This window comes from Sphingorhabdus sp. M41 (assembly GCF_001586275.1).
In the GTDB taxonomy this organism is placed as follows: domain Bacteria; phylum Pseudomonadota; class Alphaproteobacteria; order Sphingomonadales; family Sphingomonadaceae; genus Parasphingorhabdus.
In genome coordinates this window covers 229053-248646 of sequence record NZ_CP014545.1, presented here as the reverse complement: position 1 = coordinate 248646, position 19594 = coordinate 229053, and the positions used below count along the sequence as shown (strand labels likewise).

Here is a 19594-nt window from a genome sequence, read left to right as displayed (position 1 = left end):
GGATGACGAGCAATGGTTTGCCTGCTTACAAATCAATCAAAAGCCGCGCCGGATCCTCGATCGCTTCCTTCATTCGCACCAGGAAGGTCACTGCTTCCCGCCCGTCGATCAGGCGATGGTCATAGCTCAGCGCCAGATACATCATCGGACGAACGACAATCTCGCCATCGACGACGACAGCGCGATCCTCGATCCGGTGCAGGCCGAGCACGGCGGACTGCGGCGGGTTGATGATTGGCGTCGACATCAGCGAGCCGAACACACCACCGTTGGAGATGGTGAAGGTACCGCCCTTCATGTCCGCCATGGTCAGGCTGCCGTCCTTGGCCCGCTTGCCGAAATCGCCGATCGTATTCTCGACATCGGCAAAGCTCATTGTCTCGGCGTTGCGGATGACCGGTACGACCAGACCATTGGGCGCGCTCACCGCGACCGAAATATCGGCATAGTCGTGATAGACGATTTCCTCGCCGTCAATCTGCGCATTGACCGAAGGCACGTCTTTCAGCGCCATGCAGGCCGCTTTGACAAAAAAGCCCATGAAGCCGAGCTTCACGCCATGTTTCTTGGCGAACAGCTCCTTATATTTGCTGCGTGTTTCGATCACCGCAGTCATGTCGACATCGTTGAACGTGGTCAGCAGCGCTGCTGTGTCCTGCGCCTCTTTCAGCCGCCGGGCGACGGTCTGCCGCAAGCGGGTCATGCGGACCCGTTCTTCATTGCGATTGCCACCCTGCGATGGCGCTGCCGGTGCCTGTCCGCTGGTCGCAGCGCCTGCTTCGGCCTGCGGTGCCTGCTGCGCACCGGATTTCACATATTGCTCGACATCCGCCTTGGTCAGCCGGCCATCCTTGCCGGTGCCGCTGATCTGGCTGGGATCAATCCCGTGTTCCAGTACCAGTCGGCGCACCGACGGCGACAGGGTAATGCTGGCGGCAACCTCATCCTGCTTGTCCGCAGACTTGGCGGCGGTGACAGAGGGCGCTTTTTCCGGCGCATCAACCGGCGTTTCCGCGTTCTTCGCGGGTGCTGCGCCGCTGCCCGCTTCGATCGTCGCGATGACCGCACCGACTTCAACCGTATCGCCGACCGCGACCTTGTGCGCACCCATTACGCCAGCTTGCGGTGCGGGCACTTCCAGCGCTACCTTGTCGGTTTCCAGGCTGGCAATCGGTTCATCAGCGGCGACCGCATCGCCAGGCTGCTTGAGCCATTCGCCCAGGGTCGCTTCGGTGATCGATTCGCCCAATACCGGGACTGTTACTTCTATTGCCATAATTTCTACTCTGCTTTCGTAACTTCCTGTGTTCCTGCCGAGGCAGGGGAACGGCCTTTACATCTTAAACTATTTCATGCCCCAGCGCCTCGGCGATCAGCTGCGCCTGCTGCTGCTTGTGCCGCGATGCCAGACCGGTAGCCGGCGAAGCGCTTGCACAACGCCCCGCATAGACCGGATCGACCGGACCGACGGCTGCCTGCTCCAGACATTTTTCCAGATAGGAGCGGACAAAATGCCAGCTGCCGTTATTCTCCGGTTCTTCCTGTGCCCAGACCAGAGTCTCGAGATTTTTCATCCGTTTGAGGCGGACCACCAAAGGTTCGCCCGGGAACGGATAAAGCTGTTCGATCCGGATGATCGCGGTATTCTTGTCACCCGCCTCGTCCCGCGCTTCGATCAGATCATAAGCGACCTTGCCGGAGCAGAGCACCAGACGCTTCACATCCTTGTCTGCTGGCGGATTGGTATCGGACAATATCCGCATGAAATGCTGATCGCCCTGGAAATCCTCCGCTTTTGACACGGCCATCTTGTGCCGCAACAGCGACTTCGGCGTCATGATGATCAGCGGCTTGCGGAAAGAACGTAGCATCTGACGACGCAATATGTGGAAATAATTGGCCGGGGTGGTGATATTGGCGACCTGGATATTATCCTGCGCGCAAAGTTGCAGGAACCGTTCCAGCCGCGCCGAACTATGTTCCGGGCCCTGGCCCTCATAGCCATGCGGCAACAGCATCACCAGCCCGTTGGCCCGCAGCCATTTGGCTTCGCCCGAGGCAATGAACTGGTCGATCATGATCTGCGCGCCATTGGCAAAATCGCCGAATTGCGCTTCCCAGAGCACCAGCGTTTTCGGATCGGCGCCGGCATAGCCATATTCGAAGCCGAGCACGCCATATTCGCTCAGCGGGCTGTCGAGTACTTCAAAGCGGCCGTGTCTGACGGTGCTCAAAGGCACATATTTTTCTTCGGTGTCCTGATCGACCCAGACGGCGTGGCGCTGGGAAAAAGTCCCGCGCCCGCTGTCCTGTCCGGACAGGCGCACATTATAGCCTTCGGATACCAGCGATCCGTAAGCCAGCGCTTCGCCGGTCGCCCAGTCGAAATTCTCGCCGCTCTTGAACATCGTGACCTTGGCGTCGAGAACCCGGCCCAGTGTCTTGTGGATCCGGAGCCCTTCGGGCACCGTTGTCAGCGTCCGGCCCAGGCTATCGAACAATTTTGTATCGATCGCGGTTTCGACATTGCGCCGTGCGGTTTCCGGATCGGCGGGGATATGCAATCCCTGCCAGCGACCGCCAAACCAGTCGGCCTTGTCGGCTTTATAGTCGGCTGCAGCCTGGAATTCGGTTTCGAGATGGTCGGCAAAGGCTTTCCGGGTCGTGTCACCCCAGTCCGCATCAATCACGCCTTCCTCGACCAGCCGCGCTTCATAGAGCTTGCTGACCTTGGGATGTTTCTTGATCGCGGCATACATGATCGGCTGGGTGAAGCTCGGTTCGTCGCCTTCATTATGGCCAAAGCGGCGATAGCACCACATGTCGATGACAATATCCCGGCCAAAACGCTGGCGGAATTCCATCGCGATCTTGCAGGCGAAGGTCACCGCTTCCGGGTCGTCGCCGTTGACGTGGAAAATCGGTGCCTGCACGCCCTTGGCAACGTCCGACGGATAGGGCGAAGAGCGCGCAAATTGCGGGCTGGTGGTAAAGCCGATCTGGTTGTTGATCACGAAATGGATGCAGCCGCCGGTATTATAACCACGAATGCCGGAGAAGCCGAGACATTCCCAGACGATTCCCTGACCGGCAAAGGCAGCATCGCCGTGGATCAGTACCGGCAGAACCTGGTCATGTTTTTCCAGATCGTCGCGCGCCACCTGCTGGGCGCGGACCTTGCCGAGCACCACCGGGTCAACCGCTTCGAGATGCGAAGGATTGGGCACCAGACTCATATGAACGTTGATGCCGTCAAATTCGCGGTCGGTACTGGTGCCGAGATGATATTTCACATCGCCGGAGCCGCCGACATCTTCAGGGTTGGCCGAGCCGCCGTGAAATTCGTGAAAGATCACCTTGTAGGGCTTGGCCATCACATTGGCGAGAATGTTCAGACGTCCGCGATGGGCCATGCCATAGACAATGTCGCGAACACCGGACTGGCCGCCATATTTGATGATATTTTCCAGCGCCGGCAGCATCGATTCACCGCCGTCGAGCCCAAAACGCTTGGTCCCGACATATTTTTTGCCGAGGAAATTTTCATATTCCTCGCCCTCTATTACCTTGTTGAGAATCGCCTTCTTGCCTTCGGGCGTGAACTGGATTTCAGCATCCTTGCCTTCCATCCGGTCCTGCAAGAAGCGCCGTTCGACAGTGTCGGCGATATGCATATATTCGAGTCCGACCGAACCGCAATAATTAGCGCGCAGCACGGCTTCGATTTCGCGGATGGACGCGGTTTGAAATCCCAGCACCCCGCCCAGATAGACGGGCTTGTCCATTTCTTCGGCGGTGAAGCCGTGAAATTCAGGAGTCAGGTCAGCGGGTTCCTCCAGTTTGGACAGGCCCAGAGGATCAAGATTGGCGCCCAGGTGGCCGCGCACCCGATAGGTGCGGATCAGCATCATCGCCCGGATCGATTTTTCTGCTGCCTGGGCAACCTCGGCATCGGACATCGACTTGCCGGATTTCTCCGCCGCAGCCTTGATTTCGATACCCATTTGCGTGGGATCGAGCGCGCTGTTCAATTCATCGGCATCGTCAATCGGCCAATGTTTGCGCTGCCAGCTCGGGCCCTGCTCCTGCTCCGAGCCGATAAAATCCTGATTCTCAAAACCCATGATCATTCCTTGGGGGAGGGAGGCCCTCTGCTCACGCAGAGGGCCAAATAATCTAGACCAGCTCTTTGAGCATCGCATCCAATGTCGTGCCCAGTTCGCTTGGCGAAGGTGACACGCGGATACCGGCCGCTTCCATCGCGGCAATCTTGTCTTCCGCGCCGCCCTTGCCGCCGGAAACAATCGCACCGGCGTGACCCATGCGGCGTCCCGGAGGTGCCGTCAGACCAGCGATAAAGCCGACCATAGGCTTGCTGCGGCCCTTCTTGGCTTCGTCGGCAATGAACTGCGCCGCTTCTTCTTCCGCGCTGCCGCCGATTTCACCGATCATGATGATCGACTTGGTTTCGTCATCGGCAAGGAACAATTCCAGCACGTCGATGAAATTGGTGCCGTTGACCGGATCGCCGCCAATGCCGACCGCTGTCGTCTGGCCAAGGCCAACCGCTGTCGTCTGGTGCACCGCTTCATAGGTCAGCGTACCGGAACGCGAGACCACACCGACCGAGCCCTTTTTGAAAATGCTGCCGGGCATGATGCCGATCTTGCATTCGTCAGGGGTCAATACGCCGGGGCAGTTGGGCCCGATCAGGCGCGACTTGCTGCCCTGCAGCGCGCGTTTGACGCGAACCATATCGAGCACCGGAACGCCCTCGGTAATCGCGACGATCAGTTCAATCTCCGCGTCAATCGCTTCGAGGATCGAGTCCGCTGCAAATGGCGGTGGAACATAAACAACAGAAGCGGTCGCGCCGGTTGCATCCTTGGCTTCGGCCACAGTGTTATAGTTCGGCAGACCGATATGGGTCGTGCCGCCCTTGCCCGGCGTAACGCCCGCAACCATCTGCGTGCCATAAGCCAGAGCCTGTTCTGTGTGGAACGTACCGGTGTTGCCGGTCATGCCCTGGGTGATAACTTTGGTGTTCTTGTCGATTAAAATGCTCATAAACTAATCCTTCGTCATTCCAGCGAAAGCTGGAACTCCTTTCCAGCGCGCCGCGTTTCTGCATGAGATCTCGGCTATCGCCGAGATGACGGCTGCTCTTATGCCAGTGAGCTATCCAGGGCCTTGCAAGCTTCCAGCAATTCCTTGACCGCATCGACCGACACGTTGAAATTGCCCTGCGCTTCTTCGCTCAGTTCGATCTCGATGATCTTCTCGACGCCGTCCTTGCCGATGATGACCGGTACGCCGACATAAAGATCGTCAACGCCATATTGGCCGGTCAGATGCGCGGCTGCTGGCAGCACGCGGCGTTTGTCCTTGAGATAGCTTTCGGCCATCATGATCGCGCTGGTTGCCGGCGCATAATAAGCCGAACCATTGCCGAGCAGGCCGACAATTTCGCCGCCGCCCTTGCGGGTGCGGTCGACAATCGCGTCGATCTTTTCCTGCGTGGTCCAGCCCATCTTGATGAGATCGGGGATAGGGATGCCGGCAACCGTCGAATAAGCCGGAACCGGAACCATCGTATCGCCGTGGCCGCCGAGAACGAAGGCGGTGACATCTTCGACCGAGACGTTGAATTCATCGGCGAGGAAATGACGGAAGCGGGCGCTGTCGAGAACGCCGGCCATGCCGACAACCTTGTTGTGCGGCAGTCCGGAAAATTCGCGCAAGGCCCATACCATCGCGTCGAGCGGGTTGGTGATGCAGATAACAAAAGCATCCGGCGCGTTCGCCTTGATACCCTCGCCAACCGCCTTCATCACCTTCAGGTTGATGCCGATCAGGTCATCGCGGCTCATGCCGGGCTTGCGCGCGACACCGGCGGTGACGATGATGACATCGGCGCCAACAATATCGGCATAATCATTGGTGCCTTTGAGCTTGCTGTCGAATCCATCCACTGGCGCGGCCTGGCTAAGGTCCAGCGCCTTGCCCGCGGGCATGCCCTCGGCAATATCAAACAGGACGACATCGCCCATTTCCTTGGAAGCTGCGAGGTGGGCGAGCGTGCCGCCGATCATGCCTGCGCCGATCAGCGCAATCTTGTTACGGGCCATGTGGGAAATTCTCCTAAGAATAGAGTCGTAAATGGATATTAAAGGCAGGATTAGGCCCCTATTCTGACAAATTCAACCGCAGAAAGCACCAATTTGACCGCTATCTTTGCAATTGGTTCGCAGTAGCAATAATGACGCGACACGCTCGTCATCCTGAACTCGTTTCAGGACCCCCGGAAGCGGGAGAGCCGTTGGAGGTCCTGAAACAAGTTCAGGATGACGGAACAGCAAACATGTCTCCAATTCTTCCAATCTTTTGCGTTGCAAAGTGAAATTGAAATGCCATGATGGAAGTTTGGCATGTTCCGTACTTGTTACGGAACCATGAGAGGCTTGCACGAGACGAGCCCCGGAATCCGTATCAAGTGCGGAACATGTCGATACATCAGGAGAGGCAATATGCTGACAAAAGGCGACGACTACCCGCTGCACCAGACCCCGGAACCCATGGCGATGTCGGGCGGCAACCGCAATTTCTACGACCGCTATTTCTTCAACGGCTATAGCGCAGACGGCAGCATCTTCTTCGCCGCCGCCCTCGGTGTCTATCCACAGCTCGATATCATGGACGCCGCCTTTTGCGTCTCGATTGACGGCAAGCAGCATAATCTGCGCGCTTCGAAGAGAATGTCCAGCGAACGGCTCGACCTGACTGTCGGCCCGATCACCATCAATATTGTCGAACCGCTGCAGCAGCTTCGGCTAACGGTCGCCGGAAATGACAGCCCGATCACCGCAGACATCAGCTTCACCGCCCGCCACAGTCCGATCGAGGAACCCCGCTTCATCCGCCGTGAAGGCCCGCGGCTGCTGATGGACTATACCAGAATGACCCAGAATGGCGAATGGTCGGGCACGATCACCGTCGACGGTCAGGATATCGATATCGCCGACTGCCGCGGCACCCGCGACAGAAGCTGGGGCATCAGGCAGGTCGGAGCAGCCGAATCACAGCCACCGCCAGCAGGAGAATTCCCGCAATTCTGGTGGCTCTGGACCCCTCTCAATTTCGAAGATCACGCCTGTTTTTTTCACAGCAATGATGACGGCGACGGTCTGCCCTGGAACCGTCGTGGAGTGGTCGATGCAATTGCGGGCAACGCACAGGAATTCGAACCCAAGGCGATTGACCTCAGCTATCACAGCGGCTCCCGCCGCATCAAGCAAGTGGCACTCGACACCGGTGACGGCCAGCTTCGCATCACCCCGCGCACCGGCGACGCGGCGCGCACATTCTATATGTCGGGCCTCGGCTATCTCCATCCGGTCTGGGGCCATGGCATGGATCATGGCGATCTGGAGACCAGCTATGACGTCATCATGGTCGATCCCGAACCCGGCATCGACATGACCACCATCCATATTCAGGCGCTGAGCGATGCGATACTGACCGTCGATGGCCGCGAGCATCATGGAATCGGCGTTGTAGAACAATTGTTCATCGGCCCGCACGCCAGCAGCGACCTCACTGGCATGATGGACCCCGCAGCATGAGCGGCCGTTTTCCGGTACGTCCCGAAGAATTTGAAACTTCGTTCATCGAGCAGGTTTTTGACACGGCTCCCGGATCGCTCGCATCGCTGACTTACGAACCGGTCGGCACGGGCCAAGTCTGTGACAGCTATCGCTTCACCTGCGACTGGTCCGAAAACGGCCATCCGGCAACCTTCATCGCCAAATGCCCGAGCGCCGATCCGGTCAGCCGGGGCGCAGCCGCCATATTTCATCTCTATGATATGGAAATCGGCTGGTATCGTGATGTCGCCGATGATTGTCAGGCGCTCCGCCCGAAATCCTATCACGCCGCTATCGCCGAGAATGAACAGGAATTTGTGCTCCTGCTGGAAGACATGGCACCTGCGTCGCAAGGCGATCAACTGGCCGGCGCTTCATTGATCCAGGTCGAGACCACGCTGGCCGAAGCCGCCGCCCTGCACAGTTTTCAACCCGATGCCGGTTTTGATCACCTGAAATGGTTGTATCACGGTCAAGGCAACAGCGACTTTCTCAAAAGCACATTGCCCAATGGCTATCCTGTTTTTCGGGACCGGTTTTCAACCCTGCTGTCATCAGACATACTGGATCTCGGCCAAGAATTGATCGGTCGATTCGATATTTATGTTGCACATGAGCCACTCGAACTGACGATCACCCACGGCGATATGCGGCTCGACAACATCCTGTTTCACGACGACGGTAAAATAGCCGCACTGGTGGACTGGCAGACTTGTTCCCTCGGCAATCCTGCCAATGATGTGGCCTATATGATTGGCACCAGCTTTGCCGATCCAGCGGTACGGCGGGAGCAGGAAGAACAGCTTGTTCGCGGCTATCTGAGCCGCCGCACCAACGCTCCGAGCTTCGACGCATTCTGGGAGGAATATCGTCGCCATGCCTTTTCCGGCTTCATCATGGCAATCAACGCCTCGCTGCATGTAGAGCAGACAGATCGCGGCGACCGGATGTTCGCAGCGATGGCTGAGAGACCGGCACAAATGGCTTTAGATCTCGACAGTTTGAGCCTGATCTAGCCAGCAAGTTCGCGGAGCATATCTTCCCAGACATCGATGTTCATATGAAAGCTCTCCACAGGAATACGCTCATCCAGTCCATGCGCTCTCGCATCTTCCGGAATTTTTAGCCAGACGCCGCTGACTCCGTAGACCGGAATGCCGATACCGCGGAAAAACACGCCGTCGGTCGCGCCGGTCGACATGGATGGTACAACCGCCATGCCGGGAAAGCGCTTGTGGATCGCCTTCGTATATGCTCCCACAACATCTGCGCGCAACGGACTGGCCGGGGTCGATGCGCCAAAGCTATCTGACTGTTCGACCTTTACCCCTGTACCGGCGATCTGCTGCAACTCAGCCAACACTTTGGCTGGTTCAACGCCCGGGAATATCCGGCAATTGACCGTCGCCTGCGCCAATTGCGGCAGCGCATTGTCCGCATGACCACCGTTTAATTTGGTGGCAACGCATCGCGTACGGGTCAGACCCACTTCTTTCGGATCAGCCTCGATAATATCGGCAGCTTCGCTATCATTTTCATCTGCCAGCCAGCGCCGCATGGCATCCGCAATCGGGCCGGTTTCTTGTTCTGAGCGTGCCGCGAAATAGCCACGCGTCGTCTCGTTCAACATCGGCGTGAACCGATGGCTCTCCAGTCGCGTCAGCGCGTTCGCCAATTCGTAAATCGCGTTGTCCGGGCGCGGTTTTGAGCTGTGACCGCCTTTATTGGTCACCGTAAAACTATAGGTCCGGTACGTCTTCTCAGCGGTCTGCAATCCATAGCCCAACGGCTTGCCGTCAGCGGTAAAACCGCCACCGCTGGCATCGCTATTGAGAGCATATTCGGCGCGCACCAGATCAATCCATTCGGTCGCTGCCAGACGAGAGCCATCACCCGCCGTTTCTTCATCGCCGGTGAACAACACGATAATATCACGCTTCGGTTTGAAACCATCCCGCTTCAGCCGGATCAGACTCATCACGATCGCGGTCATTCCCGCCTTATTGTCAACCGAACCACGGCCCCAATAATAGCCGTCTTTCTCGCGGAAAATAAATGGATCATCAGCCCAGTCGGCACGCTTCGCTTCGACAACATCCATATGCGCCATCAGCAGAATCGGTTCAGCGGTGGCTGGCCCCTCTGCTGCCCAGCGCACAATCATGCTTTCAGTGTCGCCATGCGGTTTGACACTAATTTCGGTCAGCCCTTCGGCGCTAAATTTGGCGGTGAGCAGTTTGACCAGACGCGGCACTTCACCCCTGCCCTCAACGGTGGGGATTTCGACAACTTGCTTGAACAGATCCCGAGCTTCGACCTCTGGCGCTTCCTTTTGCGCTGCGTGCGCACCAGACGCCAATAGTGCAGTGGCGGCCAATCCCGCAAAAATCCCCGTCCGCATATTGCCTCTCCTATATTTTGCTTTCAGACCCATGACCCAAAGCCAGATAATCATCAGATTGCATCTCGAGCAAACGCGATGCTGTCCGCGCAAATTCAAAACTGCCGTCACCTTCCGGATAGAGCGCATCCGGCTTCGCATCAGCCGCTGCCAGCAGTTTCACCTTATATTCGTACAGCGCATCGATCAGAGTGACAAACCGCGCGGCTTCGTTGCGATTCTCCTTGGAAAGAACCGGTATGCCGACAATGATAACACTATGATAATGGCGCGCAATCGCCAGATAATCCTGCGCACCGCGAGCTTCGGCGCAGAGCCGCTTGAACGAGAATACCCCGACACCCTTGAGCGATTTCGGCACGGTGAGCATCCGGCCACCCTGCACCTCTATTTCGGCCGAAGGCACATGTTCGCGATCTTCGGGCGGGTAATCGGTCAGACGGAAGAAGGCTTCGCTCAACGCCTTGGTTGCTGCCTCGCCATTCGGAACGTGCCAAAGATCGACATCGCCCAGCCGCTCCCGACGGTAATCTGTCGGACCGTTCAACGAAATCACGTCGAGGCGCGTCTTGAGCAAATCGATAAATGGCAGAAAATGCTCGCGGTTGAGGCCGTCCTTGTACAGGTCATCGGGTGGACGGTTGGAAGTGGTTACAATCGTGACGCCTGCTTCGACCAGCCCGGTGAACAGCCGCGACATGATCATCGCATCGGCACTGTTATTCACCACCATTTCGTCAAAGGCCAGAAAGCGCGCCTCGCTGGCCAAGCCAGCGGCAACCGGCATTATCGGATCGCCCAGTTCCTTCTTGCGCTCCTCTCGAATTCTATCATGAACGTCGAGCATGAACTCATGGAAATGCGCGCGCTTCTTTCGGTGGATTTCAAGATTATTGTAGAACAGGTCCATCAGCATCGACTTGCCGCGCCCGACTCCGCCCCACATATAGATCCCTTGAGGTACCTTCGGTTTTCTGCCGAATGCGCGCCACAATATGCTGCCTCGTGGCGGCACGGCTTCCAGCTCCTCCTGCAATCGCGCAAGCCGTTTCGCGCAAGCCTCCTGATCGGGATCGCGTTTCAATTCCCCTTGCGCGATCAGAGCCAGATAGCGCTGGTAGAAAGAGCTCATTGCAAATCTGTTTTCTGGCGCGGAGCCTTTTTCACGATTGCAGTAAACGAGGCCATATTGTCGTCCCCATTCTCACCCTGCACAACCAGTCCCCGCATAAACAGAAAGCGGCCGGTTTCGCGTGTGATCTCGACTTGCGCCTCGAGTGGCTCGTCCATTCGTGCAGAACCCAGAAAATGGGTCTGCAATTCCAACGTTACGGCATAACCGGACGGACCGAGTTCGAGCACCCGCATCGCGGCGAACAGCGAACAGTCGATAAACCCCATCATCGTTCCGCCATGGACCGCATCGCCGAGATTTCGGTGCTTGCGTTCGGGAAACATCCGGACCCGGGCGACATCATCGTCGAGTCCGTTGCCCCCGCGTCTGACAATCATCTTTCCCAGAAAGCTGTTATAGCAATCGGGATCGTTCAGCTGCCATATCTTCCAGTCCGGAAATTCCGGATCGGGCTCGCTGATGACAAAATTGCGCTCTGCTTCAGACATGAATGGGCGCCGGCTTTCGAATCAGACTTCGCGCGAGGCGGTCATCTTCTTAATTTCGGCAATCGCCTTGGCCGGGGACAGACCCTTCGGGCAAGCATTGGCGCAATTCATGATCGTGTGGCAGCGATAGAGCCGGAACGGATCTTCCAACTCGTCGAGCCGCTCACCGGTCATTTCATCGCGGCTGTCGGCGAGCCAACGATAAGCCTGCAACAGGATTGCCGGACCAAGAAACTTGTCGCTATTCCACCAATAGCTCGGGCAGCTGGTCTGGCAGCAGGCGCACAGGATGCACTCATAAAGACCATCCAGCTTGTTGCGATCTGCCGGCGATTGCAGCCGTTCTTTGCCCGATGGTGTCGGCGTGACCGTTTTCAGCCACGGCTGGATCGAGGCATATTGAGCGTAAAAATGGGTGAAATCCGGGACCAGATCCTTGATCACTTCCATATGCGGCAGCGGAGTGATCGTCACCTTGTTCCCGCAATCTTCAATCGCAGTGGTACAGGCCAGACCATTTTTGCCGTTGATGTTCATCGCGCAGGATCCGCAAATGCCTTCACGACATGACCGGCGGAAGGTCAGCGTAGCATCCTGCTCGGACTTCATCTTGATCAATGCATCAAGCACCATCGGGCCGCATTCATCCGTATCAATTTCGAACGTATCGTAGCGCGGGTTTTCGCCCTTGTCCGGATCATAGCGATAGACCTTAAATGGCCGCTTTTTCCCACTGGTCAGCGCTTGGTGCAACTCGCCGGTTTTGCGGATCTTACTGTTCTTGGGGAGCGTAAAAGTAGCCATGTCGATCGGATTCCCTTGTTCTGCGGATCGGCATAACCAAGAAGTGCTGGTATCTCAACCGTTTTGCACTGCAAAAAAGACTAGTGGGCTTCCAATTGATGCAATCAGTTGTGGCGCTCAAAAAAGGCCACCATGTCATCAAGCACCGGGGCCTTGTGACGGAACGGCTTTGCCAGCGCCATCATGATCTCGAGATGGTCGACATCTGGATATTCGACATATTCGGCATCACCGCCTGCTGCGAGAATCTTGTTGCGTAAAATCTTGCTGTTGCGGGGTCTGACCTGAGTGTCATTGGTGCCACTGGAAAGCCATAGTGGCGGCGCATCGGCGCGGACAAAATTAACCGGCTGAGTCATTTCCGGTGCATGATATTCGCCAAAACTCTGCTTCGTGGTGTCGGAATCAAACGGATAGAAATCATAGGGTCCGGCCAATGCCGCCACGCCCCGGATCAGGTCCGGTGATTTGCCTTCACGACCAAGCCATTGACGGTCGAGTGCCAGCATCATGACATTATAGGCACCGGCGGATTGGCCGGATAGAAATATTCGGCTCGTATCACCGCCATGTTGGTCAATATTGTCGTGCACCCAGGCCAGCGCCTTGGCGCTGTCTTCGAGGAAACCGGGAAAACGCGTTTTCGGAAACAGACGATAGTCAGGTAACACGACAATATAGCCGCGACTGGCTAGCGCGCGCCCGGTGAAAGCATAATGGTCCTTGGCGCCGTCGCGCCAACCGCCGCCATAGATGAAGACAATCACCGGAAGCGGACCGGTCGCAGCGGTTTTCGGAGTCCAGATATTGAGTCCAAGGCCAAGCGCTTCGTCGTAAACCTTACCTTGCACTAGCAACTTGGCGTCGCTGTCGCCCGGCATGACATTATTGATCATATCCAGCTGTTTCGGGCCCGGCTGCGAGAAGAACCACCAGCCAAAGCCCCCGCAAGCAATTATAAGCACACCGATTATGACAAGCCATTTCATCGACCGAGCCTTAGCCAGCCGCTCAGGCGCTGGCAATGGCGCTCCAGTCGATCGGCGAATGGCGATCAAGCGTGGCATCTGCGGCGGGCATGCGATATTTGAGGCCATTGCCGCAATTGAACAGCACGGCACGATCACTCTTGCTGATCAGGCCGTTCTCCAGCGCCTTCAGATAGGCAGCAGCGGTGGCGGCGCCTTCGGGACAGAGCAACAGTCCGTCCTCCTGCCCAATTCTTTGCTGCGCCGCGATTATCGCATCATCCTCGACCGCCATTGCAAAACCACCGGAATCACGCACGGCCCGCAATATCAGGAAGTCGCCAATCGCCACCGGCACGCGGATGCCCGCAGCCACAGTGTGGGCATTCTCCCACAAAGGGGCATGTTCCAGCCCCTTTTCCCAGGCATCGACAATTGGCGCGCAGCCAGTGGCCTGCACCGCAACCATGCGCGGCCGCCGGGATCCAATGAAACCGATCGCTTCCAGCTCGTCGAAAGCTTTCCACATGCCGATCAGCCCGGTGCCGCCGCCCGTCGGATAGAAAATGACATCCGGGACTTCCCAGCCCAATTGCTCGACCAGTTCCAGGCCCATCGTTTTCTTGCCTTCGATCCGGTAAGGCTCCTTAAGCGTCGAGAGATTGAACCAGCCCAATTCGGCTTCACCATCGGCAACAATCTTGCCGCAATCGTTGATCAGACCATTCACCCGCCAGACTTTCCCGCCCTGCAGAGCGATTTCCCGCACGTTCACCTCGGGTGTGTCGTCAGGACAGAACACAAAAGCCTCCATCCCGGCGCGCCGGGCATAGGCCGCCATGGCAGCGCCTGCATTCCCGTTGGTCGGCATAGCGAGTCGTTTCAGCCCCAATTCCTTGGCCATCGACACAGCCATGACCAAGCCCCTCGCCTTGAACGATCCGGTTGGTAAACGCCCTTCGTCCTTGACGATTACATTGGACCCGAGCGAATTGTCGAGCGTGATCAAGGGTGTCATGTCTTCGCCTAGTGAGACGATATTGGCTGCGCTGGCCACTGGTAAGAGCTCTCGATAGCGCCATAGATCGGAAGGACGGGCGGCCAGCTTTTCCTTGGTCAGCGTTTCCGCAACCCCGGACAAGTCATAGCGCACCAATATCGGTGCGCCAGCGGGTGACAGGTTGTGCACGGTTCCCTGAGGCAGGACCTCTCCGGTTTTGGAACATTCCAGATGAGTGACGAAATTAGCGATTTGCGCGGTGCGATTATCTTGGATCATATCGCCTAGCTAGCATTGGCTGCTCTGCAATCCACTCAAAAAATTCTGCGCTCCCGGACCCATCCGATTATTATACAGGATTTTTAAAGACTCACCCTGACAATAGAGAGATAGAAAAAGCTGGATATTGCGATAAAGAGAGGCTCAATCGCCGGATCATAAACGAAAAAAGTTGAAACCTGTGTCGCGAAATATGCTCTCCAAATGGTTCAGTAGCGAGGATTCGCTTGTCCGGGTGTTTCGCAACAGCAGCTGGCTGTTTTCAGCCAAGGGCGTAGGCGCGATCCTCAGCATTTTCTATCTCGCCATATTGACTCGGACATTGGGCGTCGCCGGCTTTGGTGAATTCATGGTCATTGTTGGTGCCGTTCAGGTTCTGACAGCGATTTTAAAGCTCCAGACATGGCAAGCAGTGGTGCAATTTGGCGTACCCTATTTGCTGGCCGGGCAGAATAAGGCATTTCGGAAACTCTCGGCGCAAAATTTCTGGATCGAATTCCTCGGCGGGCTTGTCGCATGTGGCGTCTTGTGGCTGATGCTTCCCTACGGTGCATCCCAATTTGGCTGGAACAGTCCCACGGTGCAGGCTATCATGGGTTATGGCATAATCGTGTTCCTTTCGGTCCGGTCCACACCAACCGGCATCTTACGCGCTCAGGATCGTTTTGGCGGCAATGCCTTCGGAGATGCCATCATCCCTATCGTACGCTTTGTCGGCGCGCTGATCCTGTATCTCACTACAGCTTCCATGACCGGATTTCTCATCGTCTGGGGGCTCTCTGAATTTGTTAGCTTTGCGGTTATGTGGCTAATGGTCTGGCGACGGGAGGAGACCGATCATCCTTTAAGAGACGCTGCCGCAGTTCCCGTAACACCACCAAGCCGAAAAGAATTTTTGGCATTTCTATTGTTCACCAATCTCGCTTATCTGGTCAGCGTGGTCCGGGAACGGCTGGTGGTCGTCATTGTCGGATTTTTCGTCGGACCAGCGGCCGCCGGTCTGTTCCGTCTGGCAGATCAGATTGCCAATAGTCTCAACCGACTCGCAGAGGTTTTTGCCCGCCCTCTATTTGCAGAACTATCCCGATTGTTCGCTATCGGTCAATCGGAGGAACTGCGGACCTTGTTCTGGCGATCCTTGCGGGTTTCAGCGATTAGCGGTGCCGTTCTGTTCATTGCCCTGCTGGTGCTGGGCAAGAACATCATTTCCCTCATCTCGGGTCCCGAATATCTTGCCGCCTTCCCGATCTTGCTGCTGCTGGGCGCCGCGACCATCATCAGTCTGGCCGGACTCGGTCTGGAACCCTTGCTGCAGGCAGCAGGCCGTGCGCGAGACGCACTCGTCGCTCGTGTAGCCGGCCTAGCCGCCCTTGGATCGCTAATGGCAGTGTTTTTACCGACCTCTGGAACTATCGGGGCCGCATGGGTCATGCTGATCTCCGCGATCCTGACCAGCATTATCCTGTTTATCTCAAGCCGCAGCGCAATCAGACAATCCCAGCATCCCGTTGTCTGATTCCGCAACACCATAAAAAAGGCGACCCGCAGGCCGCCTTTTCCGTATTCCGATTTGGGTTCGCTTAACGCTTGGAGAACTGGAAGCTCTTACGCGCTTTCGCCTTACCGTATTTCTTACGTTCAACCTTACGGCTGTCACGGGTAAGAAAGCCTTCTGCCTTCACCGCTGACCGAAGAGCCGGTTCATATTTGGTCAATGCCTGGGAAATACCGTGCTTGACCGCGCCAGCCTGTCCCGAAAGCCCGCCGCCTTTGACGGTGACGTCGACGTCATACTGACCTTCGCGCTCGGTGATTGCGAAAACCTGGTTGAGCACCAGACGCAGGGTTGGGCGTGCAAAATAGGTTTCCTGATCGCGGCCATTGACCGTGATCTTGCCCTTGCCAGGCTTCAGCCATACACGGGCAACCGCGTCTTTCCGGCGACCGGTCGCATAAGCACGACCGTATTTGTCCAGCTCTTGCTCGCGCAACGGCATGGTAGAAACAGGTGGCTCAGCGGTTACAACTTCGGCGTCCGCATCAGCAGCAGCGGCCGGTGCGTCAACCACAGCTGGGCCAGCGATATCTTTAAGATCAGCGAGATCGGTTTTTACGTCAGACATTATGCGCCCACCTTGTTCTTACGGTTCATCGAAGCGACGTCGAGCGTCACCGGGTTCTGGCCGTTATACGGATGCTCGGTACCGGCAAAAACATGCAATGCACGCATCTGGGCGAAACCAAGCGGACCTTTGGGGATCATCCGCTCGACAGCTTTTTCCATTACGCGCTCGGGGAAACGGCCTTCGAGGACCTTTTCCGCAGTCGTACCGCTGATGCCGCCGGGATGGCCGGAGTGCTTGTAATAGGTTTTCTGCTTGGTTTTGTTGCCGGTGAACTTCACCTTCTCAGCATTGATCACGATGACATGATCACCGCAATCAACGTGCGGCGTGTAGCTTGGCTTGTGCTTGCCACGCAAAATATTGGCGATAATCGATGCAACCCGGCCAACGACCAGATCTTCGGCATCAATGATATGCCATTTCTTTTCGACATCAGCGGGCTTGGCCGACTGCGTCTGTTTGGTGATACCCTTCATGGGGTGGCTCCTTCTTGGAGAATGGATTGATTCAGAAATGATAAAAGCCGGACACGAAGTTCCGGCCGGCTGCGGCGCTATTGGCGTTGTTTTTTCCGCAAGTCAAGCGAAAGCGGGGCTTTGCTGGAGGGTATAATGTTACCGTGACCTCGTTTAGACTTGCGGCCGACCGATCAGATATACGCCCCACGTGCAGGATGCGACGACCAGTGCCCCGACCGCCTGATGCAACACCGCAAGATGAATATTGATTCCGGTCATGACAGTCGCAATCCCGAGCAATATCTGGATTCCGAAGGCTGTGTGGATGGCGATCGACGCCCTGCGGTCGATGGGCCGGACCTTCCGGGCGAGAACGACGAGAAAGCCTACAGCGACCCAGGCCCACCAGCGATGAATGAAATGGATCAGATAGGGGTCGTTATTAAGCGCGTGCAAGACGCCCGCTCCCCAATTGATCCCGCCTGGAACGAAATAGTCGTTCATCAGCGGCCAGCTGCTCGACACATAGCCGGCGTTCAGACCCGCAGTATATGCGCCGAACAGAAGCTGGACAAACAGAACAGCTATCGTCGCAAGGGCAAAGCCGGTCAGACGCGACGGCTTTTTCCTGCCGGCGTCCAGCTGCCGCAAGTCGAGCGCCGTCCAGACGAGTCCGCCCAATATGAAAAGCGCAGTGAGCAAATGCACTGCCAGCCGGAAATGGCTGACATCAGTCCGCTCGCTCAGGCCGGAACTGACCATCCACCAGCCGATCGTACCCTGCAGTCCGCCGAGCGCGAGCAAGGCCACCAGGCGCAAGCCATAGCCGGACGGGATCGCACGCTTCACCGCGAACCAAAGTAGCGGCAGCGCAAAGGCCACGCCGATCAGGCGACCGAGCAACCGATGCACCCATTCCCAGAAATAGATGAATTTGAAGTCCGCCAGCGTCATCCCCGCCGGACCACTGATTTCCAGATATTCCGGGATTTGCTGATATTTCTTGAATTCCGACAGCCAGTCCGCCTCACTCAAAGGCGGTAGCGCGCCGGTCACCGGCTTCCATTCGGTTATCGACAGACCCGATTCGGTCAGCCGGGTGATGCCGCCTACCACGACCATGATGAACACCAGAAAGGCGACGGAATAGAGCCAGTTGGATATGGCTATGGGGCGGGAGAAAGCCGCATCAGACGGCAGCTTCAGGGCGATCGGGTCAGTCATCGACTGCTATGTGGAATCAAAACCACGGACTGACAACCAGAATCAACGACAGTGGCCTGAATCCAAAAATGTTATGTTGTATCTTAACACGCTTTTTCCTATATCGGGTGCACGCAAAAATAAAGTGAGATGGTGAGTCGTGTTTACGGCAGCGAAATTGTGGAGCAAAGATGGTCTGTTGATCAGGGACGGCTTGTGGGATCGCATTGCCGTACTGCTTTCGGGCCTGTGTCTCGTACATTGTATCTCGACCATCGCTATTGTCGCGATCCTGTCTTCAGCCGGTGGCTTGCTCCTTAATCCTATAATCCATGAAATCGGTCTGGGCATCGCTATTGCCATTGGCTTTTACAGTCTGGGACGCGGTGTCCTGGATCATGGTTATATCATGCCTGTCGCCATTGGCAGCCTAGGGCTGGGAATGATGATGGGCGCGATATCGATTGGTCATGACAGCGGGCATGGCAGCGCCGAAATCCTGTACACTATATTGGGCGTCGGATTGCTCGCGCTGGCCCATGATTTGAACTACCGCGCCACCCATTAATGCGCGCCCCATTGCCCTTGTGGCGAAACATCCCTAAATTATGCTTATGGGAAAACATGATCATCATGAGCATCAAGGCGATTCTTTAGCTGACGCGGCGCGCGCCAATCTGGAGAAATCCGGTGAGAAATGGACAGATACAAGGGCGGCGATCTTTGACACGCTGGCTGGTTTCTCTCGTCCGGCGTCGGCTTATGACATTGCGGAACTTGTTTCCACCGCGCGCGGCAAACGCGTTGCACCAAACAGCGTTTACCGGATACTCGACCTGTTCGTGGCAAATAATCTCGCGATGCGGGTCGAAAGCGCCAATGCTTATCTCGCCAACAGCCATCCCGGCTGCGAGCATGACTGTATTTTTCTTGTCTGCGACACTTGCGGTGAGGCAACTCATATTGACGACGACACCTTGTCGCAGCAAGTGCGCAGGGTCGCGAAAAGTGAGGGCTTTAAATCCATCCGTCCGGTGATAGAGGTGCGCGGCATCTGCCAGAAATGCAATTGATCCACCCCGTTTGTAA

18 protein-coding genes are annotated in these 19594 nt (G+C 56.6%); 5 read left to right on the top strand and 13 right to left on the bottom strand.

Features of this window, described 5'->3' with window-relative positions; all coding sequences use genetic code 11:
* Nucleotides 1–25: 25 nt before the first annotated feature.
* The 4 genes from odhB to mdh form a co-directional block, all read right to left on the bottom strand.
* Nucleotides 26–1276: a 2-oxoglutarate dehydrogenase complex dihydrolipoyllysine-residue succinyltransferase gene (gene odhB / locus AZE99_RS01215; protein WP_067197274.1), complete on the bottom strand. Its 1251-nt coding sequence runs from the start codon at nt 1274–1276 to the stop codon at nt 26–28.
* Nucleotides 1277–1340: 64 nt separating this feature from the next.
* Nucleotides 1341–4124, bottom strand: coding sequence for a 2-oxoglutarate dehydrogenase E1 component (locus tag AZE99_RS01210; protein ID WP_067203158.1), 2784 nt, complete (start codon nt 4122–4124; stop codon nt 1341–1343).
* Between the two features lie 52 nt (nt 4125–4176).
* On the bottom strand, nt 4177–5067 hold the full coding sequence (sucD, locus tag AZE99_RS01205; protein ID WP_067197271.1) for a succinate--CoA ligase subunit alpha: 891 nt from the start codon (nt 5065–5067) through the stop codon (nt 4177–4179).
* Nucleotides 5068–5165: 98 nt separating this feature from the next.
* Nucleotides 5166–6128 (bottom strand): malate dehydrogenase, encoded by a 963-nt coding sequence (mdh, locus tag AZE99_RS01200; protein ID WP_067197268.1) that lies wholly within the window; start codon nt 6126–6128, stop codon nt 5166–5168.
* A 399-nt stretch (nt 6129–6527) separates the two neighbouring features.
* Between mdh and AZE99_RS01195 the strand changes: the two genes are divergently transcribed.
* Together AZE99_RS01195 and AZE99_RS01190 are read left to right on the top strand one after the other, a co-directional pair.
* Nucleotides 6528–7622, top strand: a complete 1095-nt coding sequence (locus AZE99_RS01195) for a hypothetical protein (protein ID WP_067197265.1) — start codon at nt 6528–6530, stop codon at nt 7620–7622.
* Nucleotides 7619–8659 (top strand): phosphotransferase, encoded by a 1041-nt coding sequence (locus tag AZE99_RS01190; protein ID WP_067197262.1) that lies wholly within the window; start codon nt 7619–7621, stop codon nt 8657–8659. Before AZE99_RS01195 ends, AZE99_RS01190 begins: the two co-directional genes overlap by 4 nt.
* Here the strand turns inward: AZE99_RS01190 and AZE99_RS01185 are convergent.
* The 6 genes from AZE99_RS01185 to AZE99_RS01160 form a co-directional block, all read right to left on the bottom strand.
* Entirely contained in the window at nt 8656–10044 is a 1389-nt protein-coding gene (locus tag AZE99_RS01185; protein ID WP_067197258.1) for a M20/M25/M40 family metallo-hydrolase, read from the bottom strand. The genes AZE99_RS01190 and AZE99_RS01185 overlap by 4 nt on opposite strands.
* 10 nt (nt 10045–10054) lie before the next feature.
* The gene (zapE, locus tag AZE99_RS01180; RefSeq protein ID WP_067197256.1) at nt 10055–11176 is read right to left on the bottom strand and encodes a cell division protein ZapE; all 1122 of its coding nucleotides are present in this window, start codon (nt 11174–11176) and stop codon (nt 10055–10057) included.
* Nucleotides 11173–11667 carry a PaaI family thioesterase gene (locus AZE99_RS01175; protein ID WP_067197253.1) on the bottom strand — a complete coding sequence of 165 codons (495 nt, stop codon included), beginning with the start codon at nt 11665–11667 and terminating at the stop codon, nt 11173–11175. Before AZE99_RS01175 ends, zapE begins: the two co-directional genes overlap by 4 nt.
* 21 nt (nt 11668–11688) lie before the next feature.
* Nucleotides 11689–12471 carry a succinate dehydrogenase iron-sulfur subunit gene (locus AZE99_RS01170; protein WP_067197251.1) on the bottom strand — a complete coding sequence of 261 codons (783 nt, stop codon included), beginning with the start codon at nt 12469–12471 and terminating at the stop codon, nt 11689–11691.
* A 104-nt stretch (nt 12472–12575) separates the two neighbouring features.
* Nucleotides 12576–13460 (bottom strand): alpha/beta hydrolase, encoded by an 885-nt coding sequence (locus tag AZE99_RS01165; protein ID WP_067197249.1) that lies wholly within the window; start codon nt 13458–13460, stop codon nt 12576–12578.
* A gap of 22 nt (nt 13461–13482) precedes the next feature.
* Entirely contained in the window at nt 13483–14718 is a 1236-nt protein-coding gene (locus AZE99_RS01160; protein ID WP_067197246.1) for a threonine synthase, read from the bottom strand.
* Nucleotides 14719–14911: 193 nt separating this feature from the next.
* On the opposite strand from AZE99_RS01160, the gene AZE99_RS01155 reads away from it, so the two are divergent.
* Entirely contained in the window at nt 14912–16234 is a 1323-nt protein-coding gene (locus AZE99_RS01155) for a lipopolysaccharide biosynthesis protein (RefSeq protein ID WP_067197244.1), read from the top strand.
* A gap of 64 nt (nt 16235–16298) precedes the next feature.
* Here the strand turns inward: AZE99_RS01155 and rpsI are convergent, their stop codons facing one another.
* The 3 genes from rpsI to AZE99_RS01140 form a co-directional block, all read right to left on the bottom strand.
* The gene (gene rpsI / locus AZE99_RS01150; protein ID WP_082788179.1) at nt 16299–16841 is read right to left on the bottom strand and encodes a 30S ribosomal protein S9; all 543 of its coding nucleotides are present in this window, start codon (nt 16839–16841) and stop codon (nt 16299–16301) included.
* Nucleotides 16841–17320 carry a 50S ribosomal protein L13 gene (gene rplM, locus AZE99_RS01145; RefSeq protein WP_067197242.1) on the bottom strand — a complete coding sequence of 160 codons (480 nt, stop codon included), beginning with the start codon at nt 17318–17320 and terminating at the stop codon, nt 16841–16843. The genes rpsI and rplM overlap by 1 nt, the downstream gene beginning before the upstream one ends.
* Before the next feature lie 153 nt (nt 17321–17473).
* The gene (locus AZE99_RS01140; protein ID WP_067197239.1) at nt 17474–18526 is read right to left on the bottom strand and encodes a COX15/CtaA family protein; all 1053 of its coding nucleotides are present in this window, start codon (nt 18524–18526) and stop codon (nt 17474–17476) included.
* 139 nt (nt 18527–18665) lie between these two features.
* Here AZE99_RS01140 and AZE99_RS01135 point away from each other — a divergent pair, with 139 nt between their 5' ends.
* Both AZE99_RS01135 and AZE99_RS01130 read left to right on the top strand, forming a co-directional pair.
* Nucleotides 18666–19073 (top strand): MerC domain-containing protein, encoded by a 408-nt coding sequence (locus AZE99_RS01135; RefSeq protein ID WP_231862661.1) that lies wholly within the window; start codon nt 18666–18668, stop codon nt 19071–19073.
* A 46-nt stretch (nt 19074–19119) separates the two neighbouring features.
* Nucleotides 19120–19578: a Fur family transcriptional regulator gene (locus AZE99_RS01130; protein ID WP_067197236.1), complete on the top strand. Its 459-nt coding sequence runs from the start codon at nt 19120–19122 to the stop codon at nt 19576–19578.
* The last annotated feature ends 16 nt before the right edge of the window (nt 19579–19594 follow it).

Excerpts from the sequence above, each read along its gene's own strand:
- AZE99_RS01210 (WP_067203158.1), bottom strand. The coding sequence starts at position 4,124 with ATGGGTTTTGAGAATCAGGATTTTATCGGCTCGGAGCAGGAGCAGGGC.
- AZE99_RS01195 (WP_067197265.1), top strand. The coding sequence starts at position 6,528 with ATGCTGACAAAAGGCGACGACTACCCGCTGCACCAGACCCCGGAACCC.
- rplM (WP_067197242.1), bottom strand. The coding sequence starts at position 17,320 with ATGAAGGGTATCACCAAACAGACGCAGTCGGCCAAGCCCGCTGATGTC.
- AZE99_RS01130 (WP_067197236.1), top strand. The coding sequence starts at position 19,120 with ATGGGAAAACATGATCATCATGAGCATCAAGGCGATTCTTTAGCTGAC.
- AZE99_RS01155 (WP_067197244.1), top strand. The coding sequence starts at position 14,912 with ATGCTCTCCAAATGGTTCAGTAGCGAGGATTCGCTTGTCCGGGTGTTT.
- AZE99_RS01140 (WP_067197239.1), bottom strand. The coding sequence starts at position 18,526 with ATGACTGACCCGATCGCCCTGAAGCTGCCGTCTGATGCGGCTTTCTCC.
- AZE99_RS01190 (WP_067197262.1), top strand. The coding sequence starts at position 7,619 with ATGAGCGGCCGTTTTCCGGTACGTCCCGAAGAATTTGAAACTTCGTTC.
- AZE99_RS01165 (WP_067197249.1), bottom strand. The coding sequence starts at position 13,460 with ATGAAATGGCTTGTCATAATCGGTGTGCTTATAATTGCTTGCGGGGGC.
- sucD (WP_067197271.1), bottom strand. The coding sequence starts at position 5,067 with ATGAGCATTTTAATCGACAAGAACACCAAAGTTATCACCCAGGGCATG.
- AZE99_RS01185 (WP_067197258.1), bottom strand. The coding sequence starts at position 10,044 with ATGCGGACGGGGATTTTTGCGGGATTGGCCGCCACTGCACTATTGGCG.
- AZE99_RS01170 (WP_067197251.1), bottom strand. The coding sequence starts at position 12,471 with ATGGCTACTTTTACGCTCCCCAAGAACAGTAAGATCCGCAAAACCGGC.
- mdh (WP_067197268.1), bottom strand. The coding sequence starts at position 6,128 with ATGGCCCGTAACAAGATTGCGCTGATCGGCGCAGGCATGATCGGCGGC.
- AZE99_RS01175 (WP_067197253.1), bottom strand. The coding sequence starts at position 11,667 with ATGTCTGAAGCAGAGCGCAATTTTGTCATCAGCGAGCCCGATCCGGAA.
- odhB (WP_067197274.1), bottom strand. The coding sequence starts at position 1,276 with ATGGCAATAGAAGTAACAGTCCCGGTATTGGGCGAATCGATCACCGAA.
- zapE (WP_067197256.1), bottom strand. The coding sequence starts at position 11,176 with ATGAGCTCTTTCTACCAGCGCTATCTGGCTCTGATCGCGCAAGGGGAA.
- rpsI (WP_082788179.1), bottom strand. The coding sequence starts at position 16,841 with ATGTCTGACGTAAAAACCGATCTCGCTGATCTTAAAGATATCGCTGGC.
- AZE99_RS01160 (WP_067197246.1), bottom strand. The coding sequence starts at position 14,718 with ATGATCCAAGATAATCGCACCGCGCAAATCGCTAATTTCGTCACTCAT.